Below are 24,258 nucleotides of genomic sequence, written 5' to 3'. Positions count from 1 at the left end.
CCGTTGCCTCTGCGCCGGGTCAGGAGCAGCGCGGGGCTACATAGCCGTCGCTGCCCGTGTACACGTACGCGTCCGAGACGAACTGGCCGTTGGCGATGTTGTCCCAGAGGTTGGTGGTGCCGTACGGGCCGGTGATGGTCTCCCCGGCCTTCTGGCAGTTGATCGGCACGGTCGCGCCGTACGGGAGGATCTTGACCAGCCGGTAGTTGGTACCGGGGCCGGACCGTACGTTGAGGCGGACCCCGGGCGCGACCGGGTAGCGCTTGGCCGCCATGGTCCCGATCGATTCGGTGCCTGCCTCGGTCGCGTCGGCGTCGGCCGCCGCGTTCCGGATCTCTGCGCCCGGAGCGTCTGCGTTCCGGACCGGTGCGTTCTGGGCCTCTTCAAGAGCCATCGGACTTCCCCCCGTTGACGTGGATGAGTGGCGTGGCGCCGCGCGCAGGCTAGCAAGCCATGGCTGGATCGCACGCATCATCGACTAGGCTCCGAGCGTCGCGCGTGCGCACCATCAGACGGGGGTGGGAGATGCCACCGCTGCGCAGCACCGGGCCATTCCCGGAAGCGGAGCATCCGGAATTTGCGGGCCAGTACCGACTCGAAGCATGCCTGGGCAACGGAGGCATGGGGGTCGTCCACCTCGCCACCTCGGCCTCCGGGCTGCGGCTCGCCGTCAAGGTCATCCACGCAGAGCACGCCTCGGACACGGAGTTCCGAGCGCGTTTCCGGCAGGAGGTGGCCGCGGCTCGCCGGGTCAGCGGCGCGTTCACCGCGCCGGTCGTCGACGCGGACCCGGGCGCCGACCGGCCCTGGATGGCCACCCTCTTCATCGAAGGCCCCACCCTCGCGGAACGGGTGAAGCGGAACGGCCCGCTTGATCCGGACGGACTCCGCAGGGCGGGTGCGGGCCTCGCAGAGGCGCTGCGCGACATCCACCGCGCCGGAGTCGTGCACAGGGATCTCAAACCGAGCAATGTACTTCTGGCGAAAGACGGGCCGAAAGTCATCGACTTCGGCATCTCGCGTCCCGTCGACAGCGATCTGCGCACGGAGACCGGAAAGCTGATCGGCACGCCGCCGTTCATGGCGCCCGAGCAGTTCCAGCGGCCCCGCGAGGTGGGGCCGGAGGCGGACGTCTTCGCGCTCGGAGCGGTGCTGGTGCACGCGGCGACCGGGCGCGGCCCGTTCGACTCGGACAGCCCGTACATAGTGGCGTACCAGGTGGTCCACAACGAGCCGGACCTCTCGGGCGTGCCGGAGGACCTCGTCCCGCTGCTGGCGCGCTGCCTCGCGAAGGACCCGCAGGCCCGGCCGACACCGTACGAGCTGATGGTCGCGCTGCGCGCGACCTCGCCCTCCTCCGCGTACGACACCCAGGCCTACATACCGGCACAGCGCGGGTTTCCGGGCACCACCGGGAAACCCGCGCCCGAGCCGGATCCCGGGCAAGAGCCGGAACCCGGGCACGCTCCGAAGCCCCTGCAAGCTCCGAAGTCCGGGCACGCAGCCGCTGCGGCATCCGACGTGGACCCGGCGACCGCCGATGCGCCGCCCCGCCGGCGCGGCCGCCGCTCCCGCTGGGCACTCGCCGCCGCCGCGTTCACCGTCCTGGCGTCGGCCGGTGCCGTCGCCATCAGCGCGGCCGCGGACGACGGCGCCCCCGTGGCACCCCGTACGGAACCGGGCTTCCGCCCGTGGAGCGTAGCCCTGGAGGACGGGGCCGCGGACGCCACCCCGGTGTGCTCGGCCGGCGGCGAGGAGGCCCTCTACTGCACCGCCCCCGGTATGAAGGCCGCCCGGCTGAACCCGGCCGACGGCAGTCCTGTCTGGTCCGCCGACGCAGGCGACGCGGCGCCCGCGGGCGCCTCCGGGCAGAGCGACGAGGGCCTGGCGCCCCAGCTGGCCGGCGGGCTGCTGCATGTGGTGACACCCGGCGCCGGCCACTACGAAGCGCTCGACCCCAGGACGGGCGAGCCGCGCTGGGACCTGGACGTCCCCGCATACGCGACGGTCCTCACCGTCGGTGACACGGTCCTGCTGGTGAACGACGCCGGGCTGGTCCGCGCCGTCGACGCGGCGACGGGCGAGGAGCGGTGGCGCAAGCGGCACGGCGGTCCCGGTGCCCACTGGGTCTCCCACCCGGGCGGCGACGGACCCGCGATCGCCGCCGCCCCGTCGCCCGACGGGACGTCGACCCGGATCAGCGCCGTCGACCCGAGGGGCGGTGAGCTGCTCTGGAGCACACGGCTGGCCGGTTCGCTGACGCCGGTGGAGCTCTGGGACGGCTCGCTGTATCTGCTCTCGGCCGGCACCGACGGCTTCACGCGTGCGGTCGTGACGCTCGACACCACGACCCACGGCCGCCCGGTGCGGCGGGTCCCGCTGACTGTGCCGGCCGATCAGGCCCAGGCCACGGTCTCGGGGCAGGTGGTCTACATCGCCGCTGCCGGCGGTTCGCTCACAGCCGTCGACACCGCCCGGCCGGCCGGCAGCGCGCAGGACGCCGAGCTGTGGCGGCTGGAGACCGGGGTCGCCCATCTGTCGCGACCGGTCGCGGGCGCGGGCGCGGTCTTCCTGTCCGCCGCCGACGGGCGTCTGCTCGCCGTGGACGCGAAGCTCGGCAGGGTCGTGGGACAGACGGGGCTGCGGATGGCCGACGACGGTTCCACCTACGCGTCCCTGCTGCCCGCGCCGGTCGTCCTCGGCGGCAGGGTGTACGCGACCGCCCCCGACGGCTCCGTCTTCGCCGTGGACGCGAAGGACCCGGCGCGCTGGTGAGCGCACCGGGTCCACGAGCAGGCGGTCGAATCAGCCCAGCTTGGACACGTCCCTGACCGCGCCCTTGTCGGCGCTCGTCGCCATCGCCGCGTAGGCGCGCAGCGCGGCGGACACCTTCCGCTCGCGCGACTTCGGGGCGTACACGCCGCCGAGGGCCTCGCGGCGGGAGGCCAGCGTGGCGTCGTCGACGAGGAGCTCGATGGTGCGGCCCGGGATGTCGATACGGACGCGGTCGCCGTCCTCGACGAGCGCGATCGTGCCGCCCGAGGCCGCCTCCGGGGAGGCGTGGCCGATCGACAGACCGGACGTGCCGCCGGAGAAGCGTCCGTCGGTGACCAGGGCACAGGTTTTGCCGAGGCCGCGGCCCTTGAGGAAGGACGTCGGGTAGAGCATCTCCTGCATGCCGGGGCCGCCCTTGGGGCCCTCGTAGCGGATGACGACGACGTCGCCGTGGGTGATCTCCTTGCGGAGGATCTTGTCGACGGCCTCCTCCTGGGACTCGCAGACGACGGCCGGGCCCTCGAAGGTCCAGATGGACTCGTCGACACCGGCGGTCTTCACGACGCAACCGTCGACGGCGAGGTTGCCGCGCAGGACCGCGAGGCCGCCGTCCTTGGAGTACGCGTGCTCCGCGGAGCGGATGCAGCCGTTCTCGGCGTCCACGTCCAGGGCCTCCCAGCGCTTGGACTGGGAGAAGGCGGTGGCGGAGCGGACGCAGCCGGGCGCCGCGTGCCACAGTTCGACGGCCTCGGCGGACGGCGAGCCGCCGCGCACGTCCCAGTTCTTGAGCCAGTCCGCGAGGGTGGGGCTGTGCACGGAGTGCACGTCCTCGTTCAGCAGCCCGGCGCGGTGGAGCTCGCCCAGCAGGGCGGGGATGCCGCCGGCGCGGTGGACGTCCTCCATGTAGTACGTGCGGTCCTTGGCGACGTTCGGGGCGACCTTCGCCAGGCAGGGCACCCGGCGCGAGACGGCGTCGATCGCGTCGAGGCCGAACTCGACGCCCGCCTCCTGGGCGGCGGCCAGCAGGTGCAGGATCGTGTTCGTCGAGCCGCCCATGGCGATGTCGAGGGCCATGGCGTTCTCGAAGGCCGCGAAGGTGGCGACGTTGCGCGGCAGGACGCTCTCGTCACCCTGCTCGTAGTACCGCCTGGTGATGTCGACGACCGTCGCGGCGGCGTTCTCGTACAGCGCCTTGCGGGCGGTGTGGGTGGCGAGGACGGAGCCGTTGCCCGGCAGCGAGAGACCGATGGCCTCGGTCAGGCAGTTCATCGAGTTGGCGGTGAACATGCCCGAACAGGAACCGCAGGTCGGGCAGGCGTTCTCCTCGATACGGAGGATGTCCTCGTCCGAGATCTTGTCGTTGACCGCGTCCGAGATCGCGTCGACGAGGTCGAGCGTGCGGACCGTGCCGTCGACGAGTGTCGCCCGGCCGGACTCCATCGGGCCGCCGGAGACGAAGACGGTCGGGATGTCGAGGCGCAGGGCGGCCATCAGCATGCCCGGGGTGATCTTGTCGCAGTTGGAGATGCAGATCAGCGCGTCCGCGCAGTGCGCCTCGACCATGTACTCGACGGAGTCGGCGATCAGGTCGCGCGACGGCAGCGAGTAGAGCATGCCGCCGTGGCCCATCGCGATGCCGTCGTCGACAGCGATCGTGTTGAACTCGCGCGCGATGCCGCCCGCCTCCGTGATCGCCTCGGAGACGATCCGGCCGACCGGTGCCAGGTGGGTGTGGCCCGGCACGAACTCGGTGAATGAGTTGGCGACGGCGATGATCGGCTTCCGCCCGATGTCCGCGCCCGGTACACCGGAGGCCCGCATAAGGGCGCGGGCGCCCGCCATATTGCGGCCGTGGGTGACAGTGCGGGACCTCAGCTCGGGCATCGTCGCTCGCTCCTTAGGTGTCCTGAGGACAGATGAGTCTGTCTCGAGCGTACGCCGCCACTCCAAGATCTGGACAGCTTGTCCGTAATACGGGACGCCCGGCTCAGCTTCCGGTCCCCGCCCCGCCTGACGTGGCGGGACTGTCCGGGTCGGACTCCGTGAGGTAGCGCTGCAGCGTGGGTGCCACGATCCGGATGATCTCCTCCGGATCGGCGGTCGCCAGCGGCTCCACGCGGATCACGTACCGCAGGATCGCGATGCCCACCATGTGCGAGGCGGCGAGCTCCGCCCGGAACCGCGGATCGGGTACGTCCAGCTCCCCGGCCACCCGCTCCAGCAGGCGCCGCAGTACGAACCCCCGCAGCACCTTGGCCGCCGCCTCGTGCGTCAGTGCCGAGCGGATGATCGCCAGCAGCGGGGCGCGGGTGGCCGGGTTCTCCCAGACGCCGATGAAGAAGCGGGCCAGGCGCTCGCCGATGCCGGCCGGGCCCTGCCCCAGGATCTGCGGAACGACCATCGCGGGCTCGAAGGAGACCTCGATGGCCGCCGCGAAGACGTCGTCCTTGGTGCCGAAGTAGTGGTGGACCAGCGCCGCGTCCACCCCGGCCGCCCTGGCGATGCCGCGCATCGTCGTCTTGTCGTAGCCGCGCTCCGCGAACTCGTCCCGGGCCGCCTGCAGGATGCGCTCCCGCGCCCCCGGCCCCTCGTCCGCCGCCCTGCGGGCCGGACGGCCGCGCCCTCTGCGCTCCTGCGTCATGAGATGCGGCTGGCCGACGCCAGATGCAGCCGGGTGAAGGCCAGCGCCTCCGCGAGGTCGGCCTCGCGTTCGGCGGCGGACATGGCACGCCGCGTGTTGACCTCGATGACGACATGGCCGTCGAAGCCGGTACGCGCCAGCCGCTCCAGCAGCTCGGCGCACGGCTGGTCACCGCGGCCCGGCACCAGGTGCTCGTCCTTCGCGGACCCCTTGCCGTCGGCGAGGTGCACGTGCCCCAGCCGGTCGCCCATGCGGTCGACCATCGCCATGGTGTCGGTGCGGGACGTCGCGGTGTGCGAGAGGTCGATCGTGAAGTGGCGGTAGTCGTCCTTGGTGACGTCCCAGTCCGGGGCGTACGCCAGTATCTCGCGGTCCCGGTAGCGCCACGGGTACATGTTCTCCACGGCGAAGCGCACGTCCGTCTCGTCCGCCATCCGCCAGATCCCGCGGACGAAGTCGCGGGCGTACTGGCGCTGCCAGCGGAACGGCGGGTGCACGACCACCGTCGACGCCCCGAGCTTCTCCGCCGCGGCCTGTGCCCGCTGGAGCTTGACCCACGGATCGGTGGACCACACCCGCTGGGTGATCAGCAGGCACGGCGCGTGGATCGCGTGGACGGGCATCCGGTGATAGTCGGAGAGCCGGCGCAGCGCCTCGATGTCCTGACTGACCGGGTCGGTCCACACCATGACCTCGACACCGTCGTAGCCGAGGCGGGCGGCGACCTCGAAGGCTGTCGCCGTCGACTCCGGATAGACGGAAGCCGTCGACAGGACAACCTTCGCATCCGGGATACGCACGACTGGTTCTGCCACGGAGACAGGGTACGGGGCAGAACTAGCCGGTAGGGAGGTGATCGAGACGGCGCAGGATGAGCCCCTCGCGCAGCGCCCACGGACAGATCTCCAGTTCCTCCACGCCGAAGAGGTCCATCGCACCCTCCGCGACCAGGGCTCCTGCGAGTATCTGGCGGGCCCGGCCCTCGGACACGCCGGGCAGCCCGGCACGCTGCTCGGCGGTCATGCCGGCCAGCTTCGGCACCCACTCCTCCAGCGAACTGCGACTCAGATCACGCTGCACGTACAGCCCCTCCGCCGAGCGCGCCGCGCCCGCGATACGGGCGAGCTGCTTGAAGGTCTTCGACGTCGCCACGATGTGATCGGGCTTTCCGAAGCGGCTGAACTCCCCGACCGTACGGGCGATCTCCGCCCGCACATGGCGGCGCAGCGCCTTCACGTCGCGTATGTCCGGCGGGTCGCCCGGCAGCATCGAGGCGGTGAGCCGCCCGGCGCCGAGCGGCAGCGACACGGCCTTGTCGGGCTCCTCGTCCATGCCGTACGCGATCTCCAGGGAGCCGCCGCCGATGTCGAGGACGAGGAGCTTCCCGGCCGACCAGCCGAACCAGCGACGGGCGGCGAGGAACGTGAGGCGGGCCTCCTCCTCGCCGCTGAGCACCGTGAGCACCACACCGGTCTCGTCCTTGACGCGGGCCAGCACGGCGTCGGCGTTGGTGGCCTCGCGCACGGCGGAGGTCGCGAAGGAGAGGACCTCCTCGCAGCCCTTGTCCTCGGCGGCCTGGAGTGCGTCGGCGATGGTGTCGACGAGACGGTCCACACCGGCGGCGCCTATCGCCCCCTGCTCGTCGATCAGTTCCGCGAGGCGCAGTTCCGCCTTGTGGGAGTGGGCAGGCAGGGGCCGCGCGCCGGGGTGGGCATCCACCGCCAGCAGGTGAACCGTGTTCGAACCGACGTCGAGGACTCCGAGTCTCATGAACGGAACGCTACTGCGGCCGCGCGCATACGCTGGACCTGTGCCAAAGACGAAAAAGGCGAAGCCGGGCAAAGCCAACCCGTTGACGAAGATCGAAGCAGACGAGAAGGGCCTGGACTTCGCCCGCGCCTGGGTGGAGTTCCCCGATCCGGAGGACGACGAGCAGGTCTTCCGCTGCGACCTGACCTGGCTGACCTCGCGCTGGACGTGCATCTTCGGCAGCGGCTGCCAGGGCATTCAGGCGGGGCGCGCGGACGACGGCTGCTGCACGCTGGGGGCGCACTTCTCCGACGAGGAGGACGAGCAGCGCGTCGCCGAGCACGTGGCCCGTCTCACACCGGAGCTGTGGCAGTTCCACGACGTCGGCACCGGCACGGGCTGGGTGCAGGAGGACGAGGACGACGGCGAGCGTCAGACCCGGCGCTGGGAGGGCTCGTGCATCTTCCAGAACCGTCCGGGATTCGCGGGCGGCGCGGGCTGCGCGCTGCACATCCTGGCGCTGCGGGAGGGCCGCGAGCCGCTGGAGACCAAGCCGGACGTGTGCTGGCAGCTGCCGGTGCGGCGCACGTACGACTGGATCGACCGGCCCGACGACACCCGTGTGCTCCAGATCTCCATCGGCGAGTACGACCGCCGCGGGTGGGGCCCCGGCGGCCACGACCTGCACTGGTGGTGCACCTCGGCGACCTCGGCGCACGGCGCCGGTGACCCGGTGTACGTCACGTACCGCCCGGAGCTGACGGAAATGATGGGCAAGGCGGCGTACGACGTCCTCGCCGGCCTGTGCGAGGCGCGGCTCTCGTCCACGCTGCCCCTGGTCGCGCCCCACCCGGCGGACTTGGGCGCCTGAGCGCGGCGCGGGTTGCGCCGGGGGTGAGGGGGCGCTGTGCGGGCGGGGGCGCCTGCGGCGGGCTGTTCCCCTCCCCGCCCCTTCCCGAACCGCGCTCCGCGCGGTGGCCTCAATCTCCCCCTACGGCCCGGCGGCCGTGGGTGGGGGCACCTCCCACGCCTCCAGGCGTAGGGGGCGTACCCCCACACAGCAGCCCCGCCGGCTTGAGGCGCAGGGTTCCGGGCGCAACCCCGACGAGACCGGCAGTTCCAGGCCCGCTGGCGATTGAGGCGCGGGGGTCCGGAGGCGGAGCCCCCGGTTACGGGAAGGGGCGGGGTGGGAGGAAACGGCCCCGCGTCAGTCCGACGGCGGCGTCGCCGGGTCCGAGGGTGGGGTCGGGTCCGACGGGGACGGGGACGGGTCGGAGGAGGAGGGCGGCGGGCTCGACGGCGGCGTCGGATCCGGATCCGGGTCGGAGGACGACGGCGGCGGACTCGACGGCGGCGTCGGATCCGGATCCGGGGCCGGCGAGGACGACGGCGGCGTAGTCGCCGCGTTCCCGTGACCCCGGATCGACACCACCGCGCGCGACGGATCGACGCCCACCCGCGCCACCCACGGCCCGGCCGGCTCGCGCGAGTGGTCGACGATCACGTACAGGGTGATCGTTTCGCCGGGGTCCAGCGTGCCGGACGACTGGCTCAGATGGAGCCAGCTCGCGTCCGTCCACGCCGCCCAGCTCACCGGCGCTCCGCCCGATGCCCTGAGCGTGATGCGCGTGCTGTCGCCGGCCGGTTCGGCCTCGACCGTGATCCGGCCGGGGCCGTTCTGCCCGGGAGTGGACGGCGACACGAGCCCGTCCGTGCTGACGACCTCGACCGAGACGTCCGGCGAACGCCGGTTCGCACTGAACCGGGGGTCCGGTGTCGCGCTCGCGTTGCCCGCGTTCTCGTAGTGGTCGTAGGGGTCGGCCGCCGACCCGCCGTCCGCGCGCTCGTCCGCGCTGGCCGAGGGCCCGCGCGCCTCCCCGGTCAGCGGCGCGCCCCGGTACGCGGCCCACAGGGCGAGCACCGGCGCCGCCACGACCGTGGCCACGACCGTGGTCGTGACGGCCCGGGCGCGCAGCCGGTCGCGCCGGGCCGCGTGGTCCTTGGGGTCCAGGGGGAAGCCGCCGGGCCCGAAGCGCGGCCCGCCCGCCCGCGCCCGCGGCACCTGCAGCATCGCCAGGTACGCCGCCGACCGCGGTGCCTCGACCAGCGGCAGCGTGGCCGGGGTGACGGCGGAGCCGGGCCACGGCCCTCCCGCGCCGGCGCGTTCCGCCGCGCGCCGGCAGCGCGGGCAGTCGTCGACGTGCCGCACGAGTTCCTGGCGCAGCGCCGACGAGAGCAGGACGCGGTTGTCGCCCGTGAGCCGGCCGACGGCCGGGCAGTTGCCCGTCTCGACGACGGCGAGCGCGGCGCGGGTCCGTTCGACCTCGCAGGCCGCCGCCGCGAGGAGTTCCCGCGTGGCCGCCGGCTCGGCTCCGAGGACGGCGGCGACCTGGCCCGCGGTGAGCCCGTGCCGCACGGCGAGTTCGAGGGCCTCGCGCTGCTCGGGTGTGGTGCCGGCGGCCTCCGGCCAGGCCAGCCGGGCCAGTTCGGCGCGTCGGCGCTGCGCGGTCTCCGGCGCCGCGCGGGGCGCGGGCTCCGCCGGGGCGGCGGGCCGCCCGGTGTGCGCGCCCTGGCGCCTGCGCCGCTGTTCGGTCAGCCGGCGCAGACATGCCCACCGCGCGAGCGCGTACATCCAGGCCTTCCGCTCGGCCGTGCCGGCCGGGCAGCGCCCGTGCTGGCGTTCGGCGATGGCGAGCACGTCACCAAGGACCGCCGTGGCCGCGTCGTGGTCGCAGAGCACGGACAGGCAGTAGGTGAACAGGCCGTCCAGGTACGGCTCGTAACGAGTGGGCGGGCGACCGGGGTTCGTACGGGGGGCGCGTCGGTGCGCCCGGTGTGCACCGGTGGTGTGGGTAGGGGGCTCCAGCCTGCTGCTCGTCACTCCGTGACCGTAGGGGCACGAGCACAGCCTGTTCGCACCACTTGAACACTTTTAATCCCTACGGGTGAACAAGCCCCTCGAAGGGGGACAGGGACACCGCATTCCGGCCCGAATGCCCTGCCGAACGTGGTCCCCCTTCCGGCGGAACGAACGCACTGTCGGTGGTGCCGGTTACGGTTTGCGCATGGCTGCCCGTACCAAAACCGCGAAGGACCGGCCGTCCTACCGCTGCACCGAGTGCGGCTGGACGACCGTCAAGTGGCTCGGCCGCTGCCCCGAGTGCCAGGCCTGGGGCACGGTCGAGGAGTACGGCGCGCCCGCCGTCCGCACCACGGCCGCCGGCCGGGTCTCCACGGCCGCCCTGCCGATCGGCCAGGTCGACGGCCGGCAGGCGACCGCCCGCTCCACCGGTGTCGACGAACTGGACCGGGTGCTCGGCGGCGGTCTGGTCCCCGGTGCCGTCGTGCTGCTCGCGGGTGAACCGGGTGTCGGCAAGTCGACGCTGCTGCTCGACGTCGCGGCGAAGGCGGCGAGCGACGAGCACCGCACTCTCTATGTGACGGGCGAGGAGTCCGCGAGCCAGGTCAGGATGCGCGCCGACCGGATCAAGGCGCTGCACGACCACCTCTACCTGGCGGCCGAGACCGACCTGTCGGCCGTGCTGGGCCACCTCGACGCGGTCAAGCCGTCCCTGCTGATCCTGGACTCGGTGCAGACGGTGGCGTCCCCCGAGATCGACGGCGCCCCCGGCGGCATGGCGCAGGTGAGAGAGGTCGCGGGCGCGCTGATCCGCGCCTCCAAGGAGCGCGGCATGTCGACGCTGCTCGTGGGCCACGTCACCAAGGACGGCGCGATCGCGGGCCCCCGGCTGCTCGAGCACCTGGTGGACGTCGTGCTCTCCTTCGAAGGAGACCGCCATGCCCGGCTGCGTCTGGTCCGCGGTGTGAAGAACCGGTACGGCGCGACCGACGAGGTCGGCTGCTTCGAACTGCACGACGAAGGCATCACCGGCCTCGCCGACCCGTCCGGCCTGTTCCTGACCCGCCGCGACGAGCCGGTTCCCGGCACCTGCCTGACGGTGACCCTCGAGGGCCGCCGCCCGCTGGTCGCCGAGGTGCAGGCGCTGACCGTCGACTCCCAGATCCCCTCCCCCCGGCGCACCACGTCAGGTCTGGAGACCTCGCGGGTGTCGATGATGCTGGCCGTCCTCGAACAGCGGGGCCGGATCAGCGCGCTCGGCAAGCGGGACATCTACAGCGCCACCGTCGGCGGGGTGAAGCTCTCGGAGCCGGCCGCGGACCTGGCGATCGCGCTCGCCCTCGCGTCGGCCGCGAGCGACACCCCGCTGCCGAAGAACCTGGTCGCGATCGGCGAGGTCGGCCTCGCGGGCGAGGTCAGAAGGGTCACGGGCGTCCAGCGCAGACTGGCGGAGGCGCACCGGCTGGGCTTCACACAGGCCCTGGTCCCCTGCGATCCGGGGAAGATCCCGCCCGGTATGAGGGTCACCGAGGTCGCGGATGTGGGAGAGGCGCTCAGGGTGCTGCCGAGGGGCCGTCAGGGGGGCTCGGGCGGCGCCTCGCGCAGAGAGCGGGCACAGGCCCCACGGGAGGAGGAGGCTCGCCGGTAGACTTTGCCCTGGTCTCGCCCACCCGTACGAGCCGGAGGAGTGCAGTGGCAGCCAAGGACGGGGCATCAGCACCCGGAAAGTCCGGCGGAGGCTCCGGCAACGAAGCGCTGATCCGCGCCGCCCTGAGCGCCGTCGCCCCGGGCACCGCCCTGCGCGACGGCCTGGAGCGCATCCTCCGCGGCAACACCGGAGGCCTGATCGTTCTCGGCATGGACAAGACCGTCGAGTCGATGTGCACCGGCGGTTTCGTGCTGGACGTGGAGTTCACCGCCACCCGGCTGCGCGAGCTGTGCAAGCTGGACGGCGCGCTCATCCTCGACAAGGACATCTCCAAGATCCATCGGGCCGGGGTGCAGCTGGTCCCCGACGCGTCGATCCCCACGGAGGAGACGGGCACCCGCCACCGCACCGCCGACCGGGTATCCCGCCAGTGCGGCTTCCCGGTGGTGTCCGTGTCGCAGTCGATGCGTCTGATCGCGCTGTACGTGGACGGGGAGCGCCGGGTCCTGGAGGAGTCGGCGGCGATCCTGTCCCGCGCCAACCAGGCCCTGGCCACCCTCGAGCGGTACAAGCTCCGTCTCGACGAGGTCGCGGGCACGCTCTCCGCCCTCGAGATCGAGGACCTCGTCACGGTCCGGGACGTCACGGCGGTCGCGCAGCGCCTGGAGATGGTGCGCCGGATCGCGACCGAGATCGCCGAATACGTGGTCGAGTTGGGCACGGACGGCCGTCTGCTGGCCCTTCAGCTCGACGAGCTCATCGCGGGCGTGGAGCCCGAGCGCGAGCTGGTCGTACGGGACTACGTGCCGGAGCCGACAGCGAAACGCGCCCGCACCGTCGAGGAGGCACTCGCGGAGCTCGACGCCCTCAGCCACGCCGAGCTGCTCGAACTGCCCACCGTCGCGCGGGCCCTGGGGTACAGCGGCTCTCCGGAGACTCTCGACTCCGCGGTCTCCCCGCGTGGTTACCGGCTGCTGGCGAAGGTTCCGCGGCTGCCCGGCGCCATCATCGAGCGGCTCGTCGAGCACTTCGGCGGCCTGCAGAAGCTGCTCGCGGCCAGCGTCGACGATCTGCAGGCGGTCGACGGCGTCGGCGAGGCGCGGGCACGCAGCGTGCGGGAGGGTCTGTCGCGGCTCGCGGAGTCCTCGATCCTCGAGCGGTACGTGTGAGTCCTCCGGGTCCTCCGGCGCGCCGGTGAGCGCTCCGCGAGGCCCGGTCCGTGCTCAGCCCTTCTCGAGGCGGAAGGAAGCCGGCAGCACCGTCGCACCGGGGAAAGTGGCCTCCACCAGGTAGGTGCCCGCCCCGACCGCACCGCCCTTCGGCGTGGCGCACTGCGGCGCGCTCCGCTCGCGGTCCCACTCCACGGCGTGGGTGATCGTCGAGCGTGCCGGGACCTGGAGCACCCGGCTTCCGGCCCGACGCGGGCAGTCCTTGGTGGACCACACGGTCTCGTCCTCGGAATCGGTGACCGTGAACACCGCGGACCGGGGGCCGAAGTCCGCCTTGCAGGTCGTCGCGGAGGAGTTGGTGACGACGAGCCGGAACACCGGCTTCTCGCCCGGCTCGTAGGCCACCTTGGCGCTGCGCAGCGTCAACTTGAGTGATCCGGGGGCGCAGTCGGGGAGTGTCGAGCCGGCCGGGACGGGCCGGCCTGCTGTGCCACCGCTCGACGTGCCGCCGGCCGTGGTGCCTCCGCTGCCTGAACCGCCGCTCGCGGAACCGCCGTTGGTGCCGTCCGTCGCCCCGTCGGAAACGTCGCCCGAGCTGCCGCCCGAACCGCCCGGACCTCCGGAACCGCTCTCGCCGTCGTCCCCGCCCGCGCCCGACTCGTCGCGCCCGCCGGGCTGCTCGCTGATCGCGGGACCGGACTGGTCGGGGCCGGGTGTGATCGTGGAAGCCGGAGTCGTGCCGCCGGCGCCCTTGTCGTCCGTCCCGCCGCTGCCTCCCGCCGAACTGACGGCCCACGCGATCAGCACCGCGAAGAGCGCGACCAGTGACGCCGCGACTGCCCTCCGTCGCCAGTAGATGGAGGAGGGGAGCGGCCCGATCGGATTGCGCAGAGATCCCACGGCCCAAACTCTACGAGAGATCCGGGCCAACTCCCGCCCCACCCGCCGCCGTACTTCCAAACTCTGCTGATCATCATCACGGGCCGTGGCCCGCAAGGCCGTTACTTTCGTCAGGGGCGGCCCCTGACGATCTCGGCGGGTGACCGTCCCCGCCGAGAAGGTACGGTCCGTGTCCATGGACAGCAGCATCACCCGCGATCTCTACCGGGACATCATCGACTTCGCCCACACCACTCCTTCCTGGGTGCAGCATCTCGCCGAACTGTGGACGGAGGCCGGGCTCCTGCTCTTCGGGGCGCTGTTCGTCGTGGCCTGGTGGCGGTCGCGTACCGGCGACACGCGGGCCGTCGCCCTCGCGGTGCTCGCTCCGCTGGCGACGGCCGTCGGCTACGTCGTCAGCGAATCGCTCAAGTCCGTGGTGGACGAGGAACGCCCGTGCCGCACGGTCGCGGACGCGGCGGCGTCGCTGGTGCCGTGCCCGCCGACGGGCGACTGGTCCTTCCCGAGCAACCACGCGGCGATCGCGGGCGCGGCGGCGATCGCGCTGGCGCTCGCCTGGCCGCGGATCGCGCTGCTCACCGTGCCGATGGCGCTCCTGATGGCCTTCTCCCGGGTGTTCGTGGGCGTCCACTATCCGCATGACGTGCTGACGGGTCTGGTGATCGGCGCGGTCGTCGCGACGGCGGTCATGCTGGTGCTGGTCCGGCCGGCGGGCTCGCTGCTGGACACCATGCGGACGAGCCGTACGCCGCTGGTGGCCTGGTTCGCCGGACCGGGAGTGACGGCGCCGGGGGTGACGTCGGAGCGCCGCGCGTACGAGCCGCGCGCCTGACAACCGGGGGCCCGGTCCGCGCGGGACCCGCGGCGGAGCACCGGCTCCGGTTCCGGAAGGGGCCGGCCCCGCCGCGGACGCCCACGCCACCGCTCCCCGGCACCCGCCCCGAAGACACGCCCCCGGCCGTGGTCGGCAGGCGGATGCCGCACAGGCAACGGTGGACGTGCCAGGATCGGGGTGCCATGACTGTCACTCACGTAACCCAGACGTCCGACGTCCTCGATCCCGTCTCGCTCCATGCCCCCGTCATCGCCTGGTTCGACGAGCACGCCCGCGACCTGCCCTGGCGTCGCCCCGAGGCGGGCGCGTGGGGCGTGATGGTGAGCGAGTTCATGCTCCAGCAGACCCCGGTGAACCGGGTGCTGCCCGTGTACGAGCAGTGGCTGGCCCGCTGGCCGCGCCCCGCCGATCTCGCGCGGGAGGCGCCCGGCGAGGCCGTCCGCGCCTGGGGCCGGCTCGGCTATCCGCGTCGCGCCCTGCGCCTCCACGGCGCCGCGCAGGCGATAACGGAGCGGCACGGCGGCGAGGTCCCGACCGAGCACTCGCAGCTGCTCGCGCTGCCGGGCATCGGCGAGTACACCGCGGCGGCCGTGGCCTCGTTCGCGTACGGGCAGCGGCACGCCGTCCTGGACACCAACGTGCGCCGGGTGTTCGCCCGTGCCGCGACCGGCATCCAGTACCCGCCGAACGCGACGACCGCGGCCGAGCGGAAGCTCGCGCGTCTGCTGCTCCCGGAGGAGGAGCGGACGGCGGCGCGCTGGGCCGCGGCCTCGATGGAGCTGGGCGCGCTGGTGTGCACGGCCAGGAACGAGGACTGTGCCCGCTGCCCGATCGCGGACCGGTGCGCCTGGCGGCTGGCGGGCAAGCCGGCACACGAAGGGCCCGCCCGCCGGGGGCAGACGTACGCCGGCACGGACCGCCAGGTCCGGGGCAAGCTGCTGGCGGTGCTGCGCGAGGCGGCGAACCCGGTGCCGCAGGCGGCGCTGGACGCCGTCTGGCACGAGCCGGTGCAGCGCGGCCGGGCGTTGGACGGGCTGGTCTCCGACGGACTGGTCGAGCCGCTGGAGAACGGCTACTACCGCCTGCCGCTGACCTGACCCGACCCGACCCGACCGCAGTGCCTGCGGGAAGGGCGCAGGGCGAGGACGCGGGCCGCAGTCGCGAAGGAGCCAAAAGCTCTACCCCACTCCCGCCCCACTTGAAACATCCGCTGTTACACAACCGATGGACGGCCGTGCGCCGTCCGACGGCTGCTCCGCACAGCGCCGTGACAACAGCTCCGTAGGTTCTTGTGACGCAAGGACACACGGGGTTTCACGGGGACGGAGGCGGTTGGAATGGCGCACGGCGAGGTGCTCGAATTCGAGGAGTACGTACGCACCCGGCAGGAGGCGCTGCTGCGCAGCGCCCGGCGCCTCGTCCCCGACCCGATCGACGCGCAGGACCTGCTCCAGACCGCCCTGGTCCGCACCTACGGCCGCTGGGACGGAATCGCGGACAAGTCGCTCGCGGACGCCTACCTCCGCCGCGTGATGATCAACACGCGGACCGAGTGGTGGCGGGCCCGCAAGCTCGAGGAGGTCCCGACCGAGCAGCTGCCCGACGCGAGCATCGACGACGGCAGCGAGCAGCGCGCCGACCGTGCCCTCCTGATGGACGTGCTCAAGGTGCTGGCGCCCAAGCAGCGCAGCGTCGTCGTGCTGCGGCACTGGGAGCAGATGAGCACCGAGGAGACCGCCGCCGCGCTCGGCATGTCGGCCGGTACGGTGAAGAGCACGCTGCACCGGGCCCTGGCCCGGCTCCGTCAGGAACTCGAGGCACGGAACCTCGACGCCCGCGCCCTGGAGCGCGACGCGACGCGGCGGGCCCACGGATGTGACGGACGGGAGCAGGAGCGGTGCGCGGCCTGAAAGGCAAGGGCAGCAGCAGGACCATGGCGGCGGGCGGCACGGCGACGGCCGGGCTCGTCGCTGTCGTCCTGCTCGCGGCCGGCTGTTCCACCGGGGGCACCGGGGTGCAGGACGAGGGCGCCGCGCCCTCGGAGGCCGCGAGCAAGGCGACCCCTTCCCCGGTACCGTCCGGCAGCCCGGGGCACTTCACGAAGCGGGTGGACGCGGTCGAGCTCCTGCTGGCCGACCCGAAGGTCAGCCCACGGGTCAAGGCCGATCTGCGGCCCTGTGCCAAGGACTCGTACCCGGTCGACACCTCGTACGCGCAGCTCACCGGAAATGACACGCCGGACGTCGTCATCAATGTCCTGACCTGCGGTGACGCGGTCGGCATGGGCACGTATGTGTATCGGGAGAAGGACGACAAGGCGTACGAGAACGTCTTCGCCGTGGAGGAACCGGCGGTCTACGCGGCGGTCGACCGGGGGGACCTGGTGGTGACCAAGCAGGTGTACACCAGGCACGACCCGGTCGCGGAGCCGTCGGGCGAGGAAGTGAGCACCTACCGCTGGTCGGACGGCAAGTTCACCCGGGAGTTCTGGGTGCGCAACGAATTCAGCCGGGCGGTCGGCGACGGCGAGGTGGTCGCCACGGAGGCGCCCGCGCCGGAAGAGAACTGAGAGAACGGGGAGAGCAGCCGGATGGCCGAGACGCATGTCCTGTTCGTCGAGGACGACGATGTCATCCGCGAGGCCACCCAGCTCGCGCTGGAACGGGACGGCTTCGCGGTCACCGCGGTGCCCGACGGCCTGCAGGGCCTGGAGGCGTTCCGCGCTGACCGGCCGGACATCGCGCTGCTGGACGTGATGGTGCCGGGGCTCGACGGGGTGAGCCTGTGCCGCCGTATCCGTGACGAGTCGACGGTTCCCGTGATCATGCTGTCCGCGCGCGCCGACTCGATCGACGTGGTGCTCGGCCTGGAGGCCGGCGCGGACGACTACGTCACCAAGCCCTTCGACGGTGCCGTGCTCGTCGCCCGCATCCGCGCCGTGCTGCGCCGCTTCGGGCACGCGAGCGGCGCGGCGGGCGACACGACCGGGCCGGGACGGCAGGAACAGGGCGGGGCGCTCACCTTCGGCGACCTGACGGTCGACACCGAGGGCATGGAGGTGCTCAGGGCGGGCCGGCCGGTGTCGCTGACGCCGACCGAGATGAGGCTGCTGCTGGAGTTCTCCGGCGCTCCCGGCACCGTGCTCTCCCGCGACAAGCTGCTGGAGCGGGTGTGGGACTACGGCTGGGGCGGCGACACCCGGGTCGTCGACGTCCATGTGCAGCGGCTGCGGACGAAGATCGGCCAGGACCGGATCGAGACGGTCCGGGGCTTCGGCTACAAGCTCAAGGCGTGAGGCCCACGGCATGAGACGTCTTGTCCTGCGCACCGGCGTCCGGTGGAAGATCAGCATCGCGATCGCGGCCGTCGGCGCGCTGATCGCCGCCGCGCTCAGCCTCGTGGTGCACAACGCGGCCCGGGTATCCATGCTCGACAACGCCCGCGACGTGCAGATGGACCGGGTACTGCTCGCCCAGCGCTGGTACGAGACGTCGAAGAACAAGGACCCGCGCTTCAACAGCAAGATCAACGATCCCGCGCTGCCCGACGAGCTGAAGCGTCTGATGCGGGAGAAGCGGCGCGGGTCGTACGTCGAGGATGGCCACGACGGAACGCCGGAGATCTGGGCCGCCGTCCCCCTGGCGGGCGGCGACGTGCTCTCCCTGCACAGCTCGTTCGCCGGGCGCAGCGCCGTCATCATGCAGGACCTTGACCGGGCCCTGGTCATCGGCTCCCTCTCCGTCGTGCTGGGCGGTTCCGCGCTCGGCGTGCTGATCGGCGGGCAGCTCTCGCGCCGGCTGCGCAAGGCCGCTGCCGCGGCGGGCCGGGTGGCGGAGGGCAATCACGAGGTGCGGGTGCGGGAGGCGGTCGGCGGCGTCGTCCGCGACGAGACCGACGACCTGGCCCGGGCCGTCGACGCGCTCACCGACGCGCTGAACGAGCGCATCGAGGCCGAGCGGCGCGTCACCGCGGACATCGCGCACGAGCTGCGCACGCCCGTCACGGGCCTGCTCACGGCGGCCGAGCTGCTGCCGCCGGGCCGGCCCACCGAGCTGGTGCGGGACCGGGCGCAGGCCATGCGGACGCTGGTGGAGGACGTGCTGGAGGTGGCCAGGCTGGACAGCGCCTCCGAGCGGGCCGAGCTGCAGGAGATCCAGCTGGGCGAGTTCGTCGGGCGCCGGGTGGCGGTCTTCCATCCGGACGCGGAGGTCCGGGTGGTGCACAGCTCCTGGGTCAACACCGACCCGCGGCGGCTGGAGCGCATCCTGGGCAATCTGCTCACCAACGCCGCCAAGTACGGCAAGGGCCCGATCGAGGTCACCGTGGAGGGTCGTGTGCTGCGGGTACGCGACCACGGTCCCGGGTTCCCCGAGGCACTGCTGCGGGAGGGGCCGAGCCGGTTCCGCACGGGTGTCAGCGACCGGGCGGCCACGGGGCACGGTCTGGGGCTGACGATCGCGGCTGGCCAGGCCCGGGTGCTCGGGGCGCGGCTGACGTTCCGCAACGCCGCGCCGGAGGGCGCGACTCCGCTGGGGGACTCCGGCGGGGCCATCGCGGTGCTCTGGCTGCCGGAGCACGCACCGACGAACACCGGGAGCTTCCCGGTGCTCCAGCCGCGGGCCGAACAGAAGGCGAAGAGGCCGAAGCGCTCTCGCGGACGGGCCTGAGAGCCCGGGGCGCGAGACGGCCGGGACCTGTGGCGCGACGCGGCTGTGGCGGGGCGGGCCTGTGGCGGGGCCGGGGCCGAGGCGCGGCCTGTGGCGGGACGCCGGAGGCTGGGGGAGCCGAGGGGGCAGGAACGGCTGAGGCCCCGCCCGGGTGGGCGGGGCCGTCAAGCCGGAGGGGGTGACTCAGGCGTACGTCAGAGGTTGACGCCGGCGGAGCGCAGGAACGCCATCGGGTTCAGCGCCGAGCCGTAGTTCGGGGTCGTACGGATCTCGAAGTGCAGGTGCGGGCCGGACGAGTTGCCGGTGTTGCCGGACTTCGCGATGGTCTGGCCGGCCTTCACCTTCGAGCCGATGTTGACGTTGATCTTCGACAGGTGCGCGTACTGCGAGTACTTGCCGTTGTTGTGCTTGATCACGACGGCGTTGCCGTACGCGGGGCCGTCGCCGCCACCGTTCGGGCCGGCCTTGACGACGGTGCCGGCGCTGGCGGCCTTGACCGGGGTGCCGATCGGCACGGCGAAGTCCTGGCCCGAGTGCTTGGCGGACCACATGGCGCCGCCCTGCGCGAAGCTCGCGGTCAGCGTGTACTTGCTGACGGGCTTGACCCAGGCCGGGGCCTTCTTCGCGGGCTTCTTCGCGGTCTTCTTGACGGCCTTGGCCTTCGCGGCCGCCGCCTGGGCGTCGGCCTGGGCGGCGACGGCGGAAGCGGCGTCCACGACGGCAGGCTTGGCCGCCTTGCCCGCGTCGGCGGAGGCGACACCCGCACCGGCTCCGACGACCATCACGGCACCCATTCCGGCGGCCACGACAGCACCACGGGCACGGAGCACGGACGGGCGGAGCTGGTGGATCATGGTGCGCTTCGACATACGGGAGAACCTCCGGGCATGAATGGACCCGGCACGCTCGCACCGGGCTGGCTCCACATTGGTAACCCGCGCTCCCAAGTCACCTCAAACCCCCCATCTACGACATCAGGTCGTAGCAAAGGGGGCGGAAATACGGCTCTTGACGCCCGTCCGAACCTTCCCGACCGCTTCAAAATGGGATCACTTATGCCCCACTCGGAACGGTTTAACCCCACTTCGGGGCCATGGCACGGCGGGAGCGACGCCTCCCCGCCCCACCCGGAGACGGAGGAGGCCGAAGGCCCCGGGTCCACCACCTCCACCCAATAGGGCAAAACGGATAAACCAATCACTAACCCACCTAGTAGGCCCCAAATCGCCTGTGCGCCTTGTCACGGAGCGACCCTTCGAAGAGCCCTGAAATCGTGACTCAGGCCACTCGTCCCGGCTGTCCGGAAAGAGCTGTTTCCCCTCTCGAATGGGGGTTTTACGGTGACCGGGGCCACATGAATGGCCGCCGGGCATCGCCCGAAAAGCCCGCCGCGCGTCCTTCCGGGAAGGTGCCGCTTCCGGGATCCTCCTCGGCATGAGTAGACCCCTGGTTCGTGTACGCCGCCGCGCGCTGCACCGCGCCTGGACCTGGCCCCTCGTCGTCGGGCTCGTCTGCATGCTCACCTGGAGCCCGCCCGCCGGGGCAGGCCCCTCCGACACCGGCCTCAAGGGCGCCCTCGACAAGATCCTCGCCGACCCGCGCATGGACGGCGGGGCGGTGAGCGTCGTGGTCGCCGACGCCGCCACCGGCGAACGCCTCTACCAGCGCGACAGCGGGGACCGGCTGATGCCCGCCTCCAACACCAAGCTCGCCACCTCGGCCGCCGCCATGGCCGTCCTCGGCCCGGACCACCGCTTCACCACCGACGTGCTGACCACCGGACGCCGCATGGGCTCCACCCTCGTCGGCGACCTGTATCTGCGCGGCAGCGGCGACCCCACCCTGCTCGCGTCCGACTACGAGCGGCTCGCCGCCGACATCGCCGCGTCAGGCGTCGAACGCGTCACCGGCCGCCTCGTGGCCGACGACACGCACTTCGACGACCAGCGCCTCGGGCGTTCCTGGGCGGCCGACGACGAGTCCGCCTACTACTCCGCGCAGATCTCGGCACTCACCCTCGCGCCCGACACCGACTACGACGCGGGCACCGTCGTCGTCGAGGTGACCCCGGGGACACGGCCCGGTGCCCGCCCCAAGGTGAGAGTGACCCCGCCCACCGACTACGTCCGCCTCGACGTCACGGCCACCACGGTCGCGCAGGACGGGCCGGACACCCTGTCCGTCTCGCGTGAGCACGGCAGCAACACGCTCACGGTCAGCGGCGCCGTGCCCGTCGGCGCGGCCACCGCCAAGGAGTGGATCGCGGTCTGGGAACCGACGGGCTACGCGGCCGCCGTGTTCGCCGACGCACTGGCCGACCACGGCGTACGGGTCGCCGGCAGCCCCAGGCTGGGCCGTCCGACCCCGCCCGGCGCCCGCACGCTCGCCTCGCACCGCTCCATGCCTCTCAGGGAGCTGATGCACCCCTTCATGAAGCTCTCGAACAACATGCACGCCGAAGCGTTCACCAAGGCCATGGGCCGCGAGGTCGCCGGCCGGGGCACGTGGGACGCAGGGCTCGCCGCGATCGCCGCGCGGCTGGAGAAGGAGGGAGTCACCACGTCCACGATCCGCCAGACCGACGGCTCGGGACTGTCCCGGATGAACGCGTTCCCCGCCGAGGAACTGGCGACTCTGATGCTCTCGGTGCGCGACGCACCGTGGTTCGCCGACTGGTACGCGTCACTCCCGGTCGCCTGCGCCCCGGACCGTGCCGTCGGCGGCACGCTGCGCTCCCGTATGTGCGGCACCCCGGCAGCCCTCAACGCGGTCGGCAAGACCGGCTCCCTCACGGGCGCGTCCGCCCTGTCCGGTTACGTCACGGACGCCGGCGGCCGTGAACTCGTCTACAGCGTGGTCCTCAACAACTACCTGGCGTCGTCGGTGAAGAGCATCGAGGACGCGGTGGTCGTCCTGCTGGCCTCCTCCGACACGGCGAAGGGCAGCATCACGCAGGTGGCGCCCCGCGCCCGGACGGCGGAGCCGGAGACCGGCCTCGAATGCTCCTGGCGGAAGCCGGCCCTCTGCTGAGCCGAGCCGGCGTCCCCTCCGGCCCGGCCGCCGACCGGTTCTCCCGTGGGCGGCGGCCCGGCCGCCCGGCCGCCGGGCGGCCGGGTGCCGGGACCACCGCGGCGCGGGCGTGCGCTGCCTCGGCGGCACGGTCCCGGTAGCGCAGAAAGGGGCCGGCCCCGGACCCTCATGGGGATGCCGTTGGCTAATTCGCCCCGTTGAGCTTGTGCTCGGCGGGGCGAAGTGCTGTCAGGTGGGAGGTGCGGGTTCGGGCTCGGGGCCTGTTGGTGCTCCAGGCGTCCATGCGTGCGAGGTTGATCGCGGTCGCGGTGAGTTGGTGCTGGAGCCGGGTCTTGGCGAGCCCGTGGTAGCGGCATTGGCGCAGGCCGGTGACTCGGACGGCGTGGGAGATGGTGCCCTCGATGCCGTTGCGGGCCGCGTAGCGTTCCCGCCACTCGGGGGTTCCCTCTGCGGCGCGGGCCTGCCGGATTGCTTCGTGTTCGGCGCGGGGCCGGAGCGTGATCTCCCGGTGGGGCCGGGTGGTTGAGTTGATGCACTGGGGCCGGGAGGGGCAGGAGCGGCAGTCCTTGGGTGAGAACTGGATCCGGATGACAGGGGTGCCGCGGTGCGAGAGCGCGTCACGCCACTGGCTGGTGGTCATGCCGTTCGGGCAGGTCACGGTCTTGTTGTCCCAGTCCACGGTGAACGCATCCTGCCCGTAGGGTCCGGCGGCCTGGGCGGTGGTGTTGCCTGCGATGGGGCCGGTCAGGGTGACGTCGTGCCGGGTCTGGGCGGTGACGATGCGGGGACCGTCGAGGTAGCCCGCGTCCAGCAGGTGTTCGCCGGGCAACAGGTCTTTGTCGGCGAGACTGTCGTGGACGGTGTCGGTGGCCTTGATGTCGGGGACGGTGGCGTCGCTGGTCAGCACGTTCGTGATCAGGTGAACAGTGTCCGGGTCGCAGGTCTCGGTGAGATGGACTTTGAACCCGTCCCATTTGATGTCGCGCTTCACGCTCGCGCGGGCCTCGGTGTCATAGGGACTGACCAGGCGCAAAGCGCCCGGCGGGCACTCTTTTGGGTCCCGCCACCTCACCTCGCCCTCCATGTCGACCGCGTACTGCTGCACCCACGCGCGACGCAGAATCTGGACGGCGGGCAGCTCGCGCAGCCAGCAGGGCGCGTGAGCGGCGTGCACGTTGGTGAGCAGGCGCATTCCGTCCCGGCCGGTCTGTTCCGCCAGCTCAGTGCGCCTGCCGCGGCCCGAGGGCAGCCAGTAGTCCTCCGGCCGGGCGGCATACCGGTCGAACCATGCCGGATCGGCATGGCCGGTCAGCCACTCAGGGGCGGCTGCCGCGACCGCGTTGAGCGCCGCCCGCAGTGTCTCGATGACGAACTCCAGCCGGTTCAGCGACCGGATCGCGGCCAGCACATGCGTGGAGTCCGTCCGCGCTCGCCCCGGCGGCTTCAGCACACCCGCCTGCCGGGCGGCGTCCAGGACCCGGTCGAAGACCATTTGCCCGGCCTCGGCCTCGACCAGCCGGGCACGGAACTCGCACAGCACGGAGTAGTCGAACCCCGCATCGGTCAGTTCCAGGCCCAGGGCGTACTTCCAATCGATCCGGGCCCGCACCGCCAAGGCCGCCTGCCGGTCGGGCAGGCCCTCGGCGAACTGGAGCACCGACACCAGCGCCAGCCGGCCCGGCGACACCGCGGGCTTCCCCCGGGCCGGGAACAGACCGGCGAACTGCTCATCGGTGAACAGCACCCCCAGCTCGTCCCGGAGCCGGATCGCCAGACTCCCCTTCGGGAATGCCGCCCGAGCCACCCGCACCGTCTCCGCCGGAACATCCCCCGGCTCCTCCGGCTGCATCGACATCGACACCCTCCCCAAACGACAACGTCGGCCTTCAAGACCACAACCAGGTTTTGAAGGCCGACGTCACGCCCGGCCCCGGATTAGCCAACGGCATCCCCTCATGGGTCCGGGGCCGGCCCCGTCACATCA

The 24,258-nt window shown here is 72.4% G+C and carries 20 protein-coding genes; 11 read left to right on the top strand and 9 right to left on the bottom strand.

Going from position 1 to position 24,258, the window contains the following annotated elements; all coding sequences use genetic code 11:
• Positions 1 to 19 precede the first annotated feature (19 nt).
• The gene (locus OGH68_RS20680) at positions 20 to 394 is read right to left on the bottom strand and encodes a peptidase (protein WP_264246105.1); all 375 of its coding nucleotides are present in this window, start codon (positions 392 to 394) and stop codon (positions 20 to 22) included.
• A 131-nt stretch (positions 395 to 525) separates the two neighbouring features.
• Here OGH68_RS20680 and OGH68_RS20675 point away from each other — a divergent pair, with 131 nt between their 5' ends.
• Complete coding sequence (locus OGH68_RS20675; protein WP_264250194.1) at positions 526 to 2,775, top strand: protein kinase domain-containing protein; 2,250 nt, start codon at positions 526 to 528, stop codon at positions 2,773 to 2,775.
• A gap of 30 nt (positions 2,776 to 2,805) precedes the next feature.
• On the opposite strand, the gene ilvD is transcribed toward OGH68_RS20675, so the two are convergent.
• The 4 genes from ilvD to OGH68_RS20655 all read right to left on the bottom strand — a co-directional run bounded on the left by ilvD (position 2,806) and on the right by OGH68_RS20655 (position 7,186).
• A complete protein-coding gene (gene ilvD, locus OGH68_RS20670; RefSeq protein WP_264246103.1) occupies positions 2,806 to 4,659 on the bottom strand; it encodes a dihydroxy-acid dehydratase in 1,854 nt (617 codons plus the stop codon).
• Positions 4,660 to 4,762: 103 nt separating this feature from the next.
• Positions 4,763 to 5,416 (bottom strand): TetR family transcriptional regulator, encoded by a 654-nt coding sequence (locus tag OGH68_RS20665; RefSeq protein WP_264246100.1) that lies wholly within the window; start codon positions 5,414 to 5,416, stop codon positions 4,763 to 4,765.
• Positions 5,413 to 6,231 carry a sugar phosphate isomerase/epimerase family protein gene (locus tag OGH68_RS20660; protein ID WP_264246099.1) on the bottom strand — a complete coding sequence of 273 codons (819 nt, stop codon included), beginning with the start codon at positions 6,229 to 6,231 and terminating at the stop codon, positions 5,413 to 5,415. The genes OGH68_RS20665 and OGH68_RS20660 overlap by 4 nt, the downstream gene beginning before the upstream one ends.
• Before the next feature lie 22 nt (positions 6,232 to 6,253).
• Complete coding sequence (locus OGH68_RS20655; RefSeq protein ID WP_264246096.1) at positions 6,254 to 7,186, bottom strand: Ppx/GppA phosphatase family protein; 933 nt, start codon at positions 7,184 to 7,186, stop codon at positions 6,254 to 6,256.
• 40 nt (positions 7,187 to 7,226) lie between these two features.
• Between OGH68_RS20655 and OGH68_RS20650 the strand changes: the two genes are divergently transcribed.
• Positions 7,227 to 8,036: a hypothetical protein gene (locus OGH68_RS20650; protein WP_264246094.1), complete on the top strand. Its 810-nt coding sequence runs from the start codon at positions 7,227 to 7,229 to the stop codon at positions 8,034 to 8,036.
• A gap of 336 nt (positions 8,037 to 8,372) precedes the next feature.
• Here OGH68_RS20650 and OGH68_RS20645 read toward each other — a convergent pair whose 3' ends face one another.
• A complete protein-coding gene (locus OGH68_RS20645) occupies positions 8,373 to 10,046 on the bottom strand; it encodes a BACON domain-containing protein (protein ID WP_264246093.1) in 1,674 nt (557 codons plus the stop codon).
• Positions 10,047 to 10,230: 184 nt separating this feature from the next.
• Here OGH68_RS20645 and radA point away from each other — a divergent pair, with 184 nt between their 5' ends.
• Together radA and disA are read left to right on the top strand one after the other, a co-directional pair.
• A complete protein-coding gene (gene radA / locus OGH68_RS20640) occupies positions 10,231 to 11,673 on the top strand; it encodes a DNA repair protein RadA (protein ID WP_264246091.1) in 1,443 nt (480 codons plus the stop codon).
• A gap of 44 nt (positions 11,674 to 11,717) precedes the next feature.
• Positions 11,718 to 12,842 (top strand): DNA integrity scanning diadenylate cyclase DisA, encoded by a 1,125-nt coding sequence (disA, locus tag OGH68_RS20635; protein ID WP_264246088.1) that lies wholly within the window; start codon positions 11,718 to 11,720, stop codon positions 12,840 to 12,842.
• A gap of 54 nt (positions 12,843 to 12,896) precedes the next feature.
• Here the strand turns inward: disA and OGH68_RS20630 are convergent, their stop codons facing one another.
• Positions 12,897 to 13,742, bottom strand: coding sequence for a hypothetical protein (locus OGH68_RS20630; protein ID WP_264246086.1), 846 nt, complete (start codon positions 13,740 to 13,742; stop codon positions 12,897 to 12,899).
• 175 nt (positions 13,743 to 13,917) lie between these two features.
• On the opposite strand from OGH68_RS20630, the gene OGH68_RS20625 reads away from it, so the two are divergent.
• The 6 genes from OGH68_RS20625 to cseC all read left to right on the top strand — a co-directional run bounded on the left by OGH68_RS20625 (position 13,918) and on the right by cseC (position 19,244).
• A complete protein-coding gene (locus OGH68_RS20625) occupies positions 13,918 to 14,574 on the top strand; it encodes a phosphatase PAP2 family protein (RefSeq protein WP_264246083.1) in 657 nt (218 codons plus the stop codon).
• Between the two features lie 185 nt (positions 14,575 to 14,759).
• Positions 14,760 to 15,674, top strand: coding sequence for an A/G-specific adenine glycosylase (locus OGH68_RS20620; RefSeq protein ID WP_264246081.1), 915 nt, complete (start codon positions 14,760 to 14,762; stop codon positions 15,672 to 15,674).
• Between the two features lie 240 nt (positions 15,675 to 15,914).
• Complete coding sequence (locus OGH68_RS20615) at positions 15,915 to 16,487, top strand: SigE family RNA polymerase sigma factor (protein WP_264246080.1); 573 nt, start codon at positions 15,915 to 15,917, stop codon at positions 16,485 to 16,487.
• Positions 16,475 to 17,146, top strand: a complete 672-nt coding sequence (locus OGH68_RS20610) for a hypothetical protein (RefSeq protein WP_264246077.1) — start codon at positions 16,475 to 16,477, stop codon at positions 17,144 to 17,146. The genes OGH68_RS20615 and OGH68_RS20610 overlap by 13 nt, the downstream gene beginning before the upstream one ends.
• Before the next feature lie 21 nt (positions 17,147 to 17,167).
• Positions 17,168 to 17,872, top strand: a complete 705-nt coding sequence (gene cseB / locus OGH68_RS20605) for a two-component system response regulator CseB (RefSeq protein WP_264246075.1) — start codon at positions 17,168 to 17,170, stop codon at positions 17,870 to 17,872.
• Between the two features lie 10 nt (positions 17,873 to 17,882).
• A complete protein-coding gene (gene cseC, locus OGH68_RS20600) occupies positions 17,883 to 19,244 on the top strand; it encodes a two-component system sensor histidine kinase CseC (RefSeq protein WP_264246073.1) in 1,362 nt (453 codons plus the stop codon).
• A gap of 194 nt (positions 19,245 to 19,438) precedes the next feature.
• Here the strand turns inward: cseC and OGH68_RS20595 are convergent, their stop codons facing one another.
• On the bottom strand, positions 19,439 to 20,113 hold the full coding sequence (locus OGH68_RS20595; RefSeq protein ID WP_264246072.1) for a M23 family metallopeptidase: 675 nt from the start codon (positions 20,111 to 20,113) through the stop codon (positions 19,439 to 19,441).
• A 565-nt stretch (positions 20,114 to 20,678) separates the two neighbouring features.
• Between OGH68_RS20595 and dacB the strand changes: the two genes are divergently transcribed.
• Entirely contained in the window at positions 20,679 to 22,274 is a 1,596-nt protein-coding gene (gene dacB, locus OGH68_RS20590) for a D-alanyl-D-alanine carboxypeptidase/D-alanyl-D-alanine-endopeptidase (RefSeq protein ID WP_264246071.1), read from the top strand.
• A gap of 184 nt (positions 22,275 to 22,458) precedes the next feature.
• Here the strand turns inward: dacB and OGH68_RS20585 are convergent, their stop codons facing one another.
• On the bottom strand, positions 22,459 to 24,129 hold the full coding sequence (locus tag OGH68_RS20585) for an IS1182 family transposase (RefSeq protein ID WP_264243054.1): 1,671 nt from the start codon (positions 24,127 to 24,129) through the stop codon (positions 22,459 to 22,461).
• Positions 24,130 to 24,258 lie beyond the last annotated feature (129 nt).

The sequence above is a fragment of the Streptomyces peucetius genome, assembly GCF_025854275.1.
GTDB classification, from domain to species: Bacteria; Actinomycetota; Actinomycetes; order Streptomycetales; family Streptomycetaceae; genus Streptomyces; species Streptomyces peucetius_A.
This window is presented reverse-complemented; position numbering and strand designations above follow the sequence as displayed.

Coding starts and splice junctions, on each gene's coding strand:
- OGH68_RS20680 (WP_264246105.1), bottom strand. CDS start 394: ATGGCTCTTGAAGAGGCCCAGAACGCACCGGTCCGGAACGCAGACGCT.
- OGH68_RS20675 (WP_264250194.1), top strand. CDS start 526: ATGCCACCGCTGCGCAGCACCGGGCCATTCCCGGAAGCGGAGCATCCG.
- ilvD (WP_264246103.1), bottom strand. CDS start 4,659: ATGCCCGAGCTGAGGTCCCGCACTGTCACCCACGGCCGCAATATGGCG.
- OGH68_RS20665 (WP_264246100.1), bottom strand. CDS start 5,416: ATGACGCAGGAGCGCAGAGGGCGCGGCCGTCCGGCCCGCAGGGCGGCG.
- OGH68_RS20655 (WP_264246096.1), bottom strand. CDS start 7,186: ATGAGACTCGGAGTCCTCGACGTCGGTTCGAACACGGTTCACCTGCTG.
- radA (WP_264246091.1), top strand. CDS start 10,231: ATGGCTGCCCGTACCAAAACCGCGAAGGACCGGCCGTCCTACCGCTGC.
- OGH68_RS20625 (WP_264246083.1), top strand. CDS start 13,918: ATGGACAGCAGCATCACCCGCGATCTCTACCGGGACATCATCGACTTC.
- OGH68_RS20620 (WP_264246081.1), top strand. CDS start 14,760: ATGACTGTCACTCACGTAACCCAGACGTCCGACGTCCTCGATCCCGTC.
- OGH68_RS20615 (WP_264246080.1), top strand. CDS start 15,915: ATGGCGCACGGCGAGGTGCTCGAATTCGAGGAGTACGTACGCACCCGG.
- cseB (WP_264246075.1), top strand. CDS start 17,168: ATGGCCGAGACGCATGTCCTGTTCGTCGAGGACGACGATGTCATCCGC.
- cseC (WP_264246073.1), top strand. CDS start 17,883: ATGAGACGTCTTGTCCTGCGCACCGGCGTCCGGTGGAAGATCAGCATC.
- OGH68_RS20595 (WP_264246072.1), bottom strand. CDS start 20,113: ATGTCGAAGCGCACCATGATCCACCAGCTCCGCCCGTCCGTGCTCCGT.
- dacB (WP_264246071.1), top strand. CDS start 20,679: ATGAGTAGACCCCTGGTTCGTGTACGCCGCCGCGCGCTGCACCGCGCC.
- OGH68_RS20585 (WP_264243054.1), bottom strand. CDS start 24,129: ATGTCGATGCAGCCGGAGGAGCCGGGGGATGTTCCGGCGGAGACGGTG.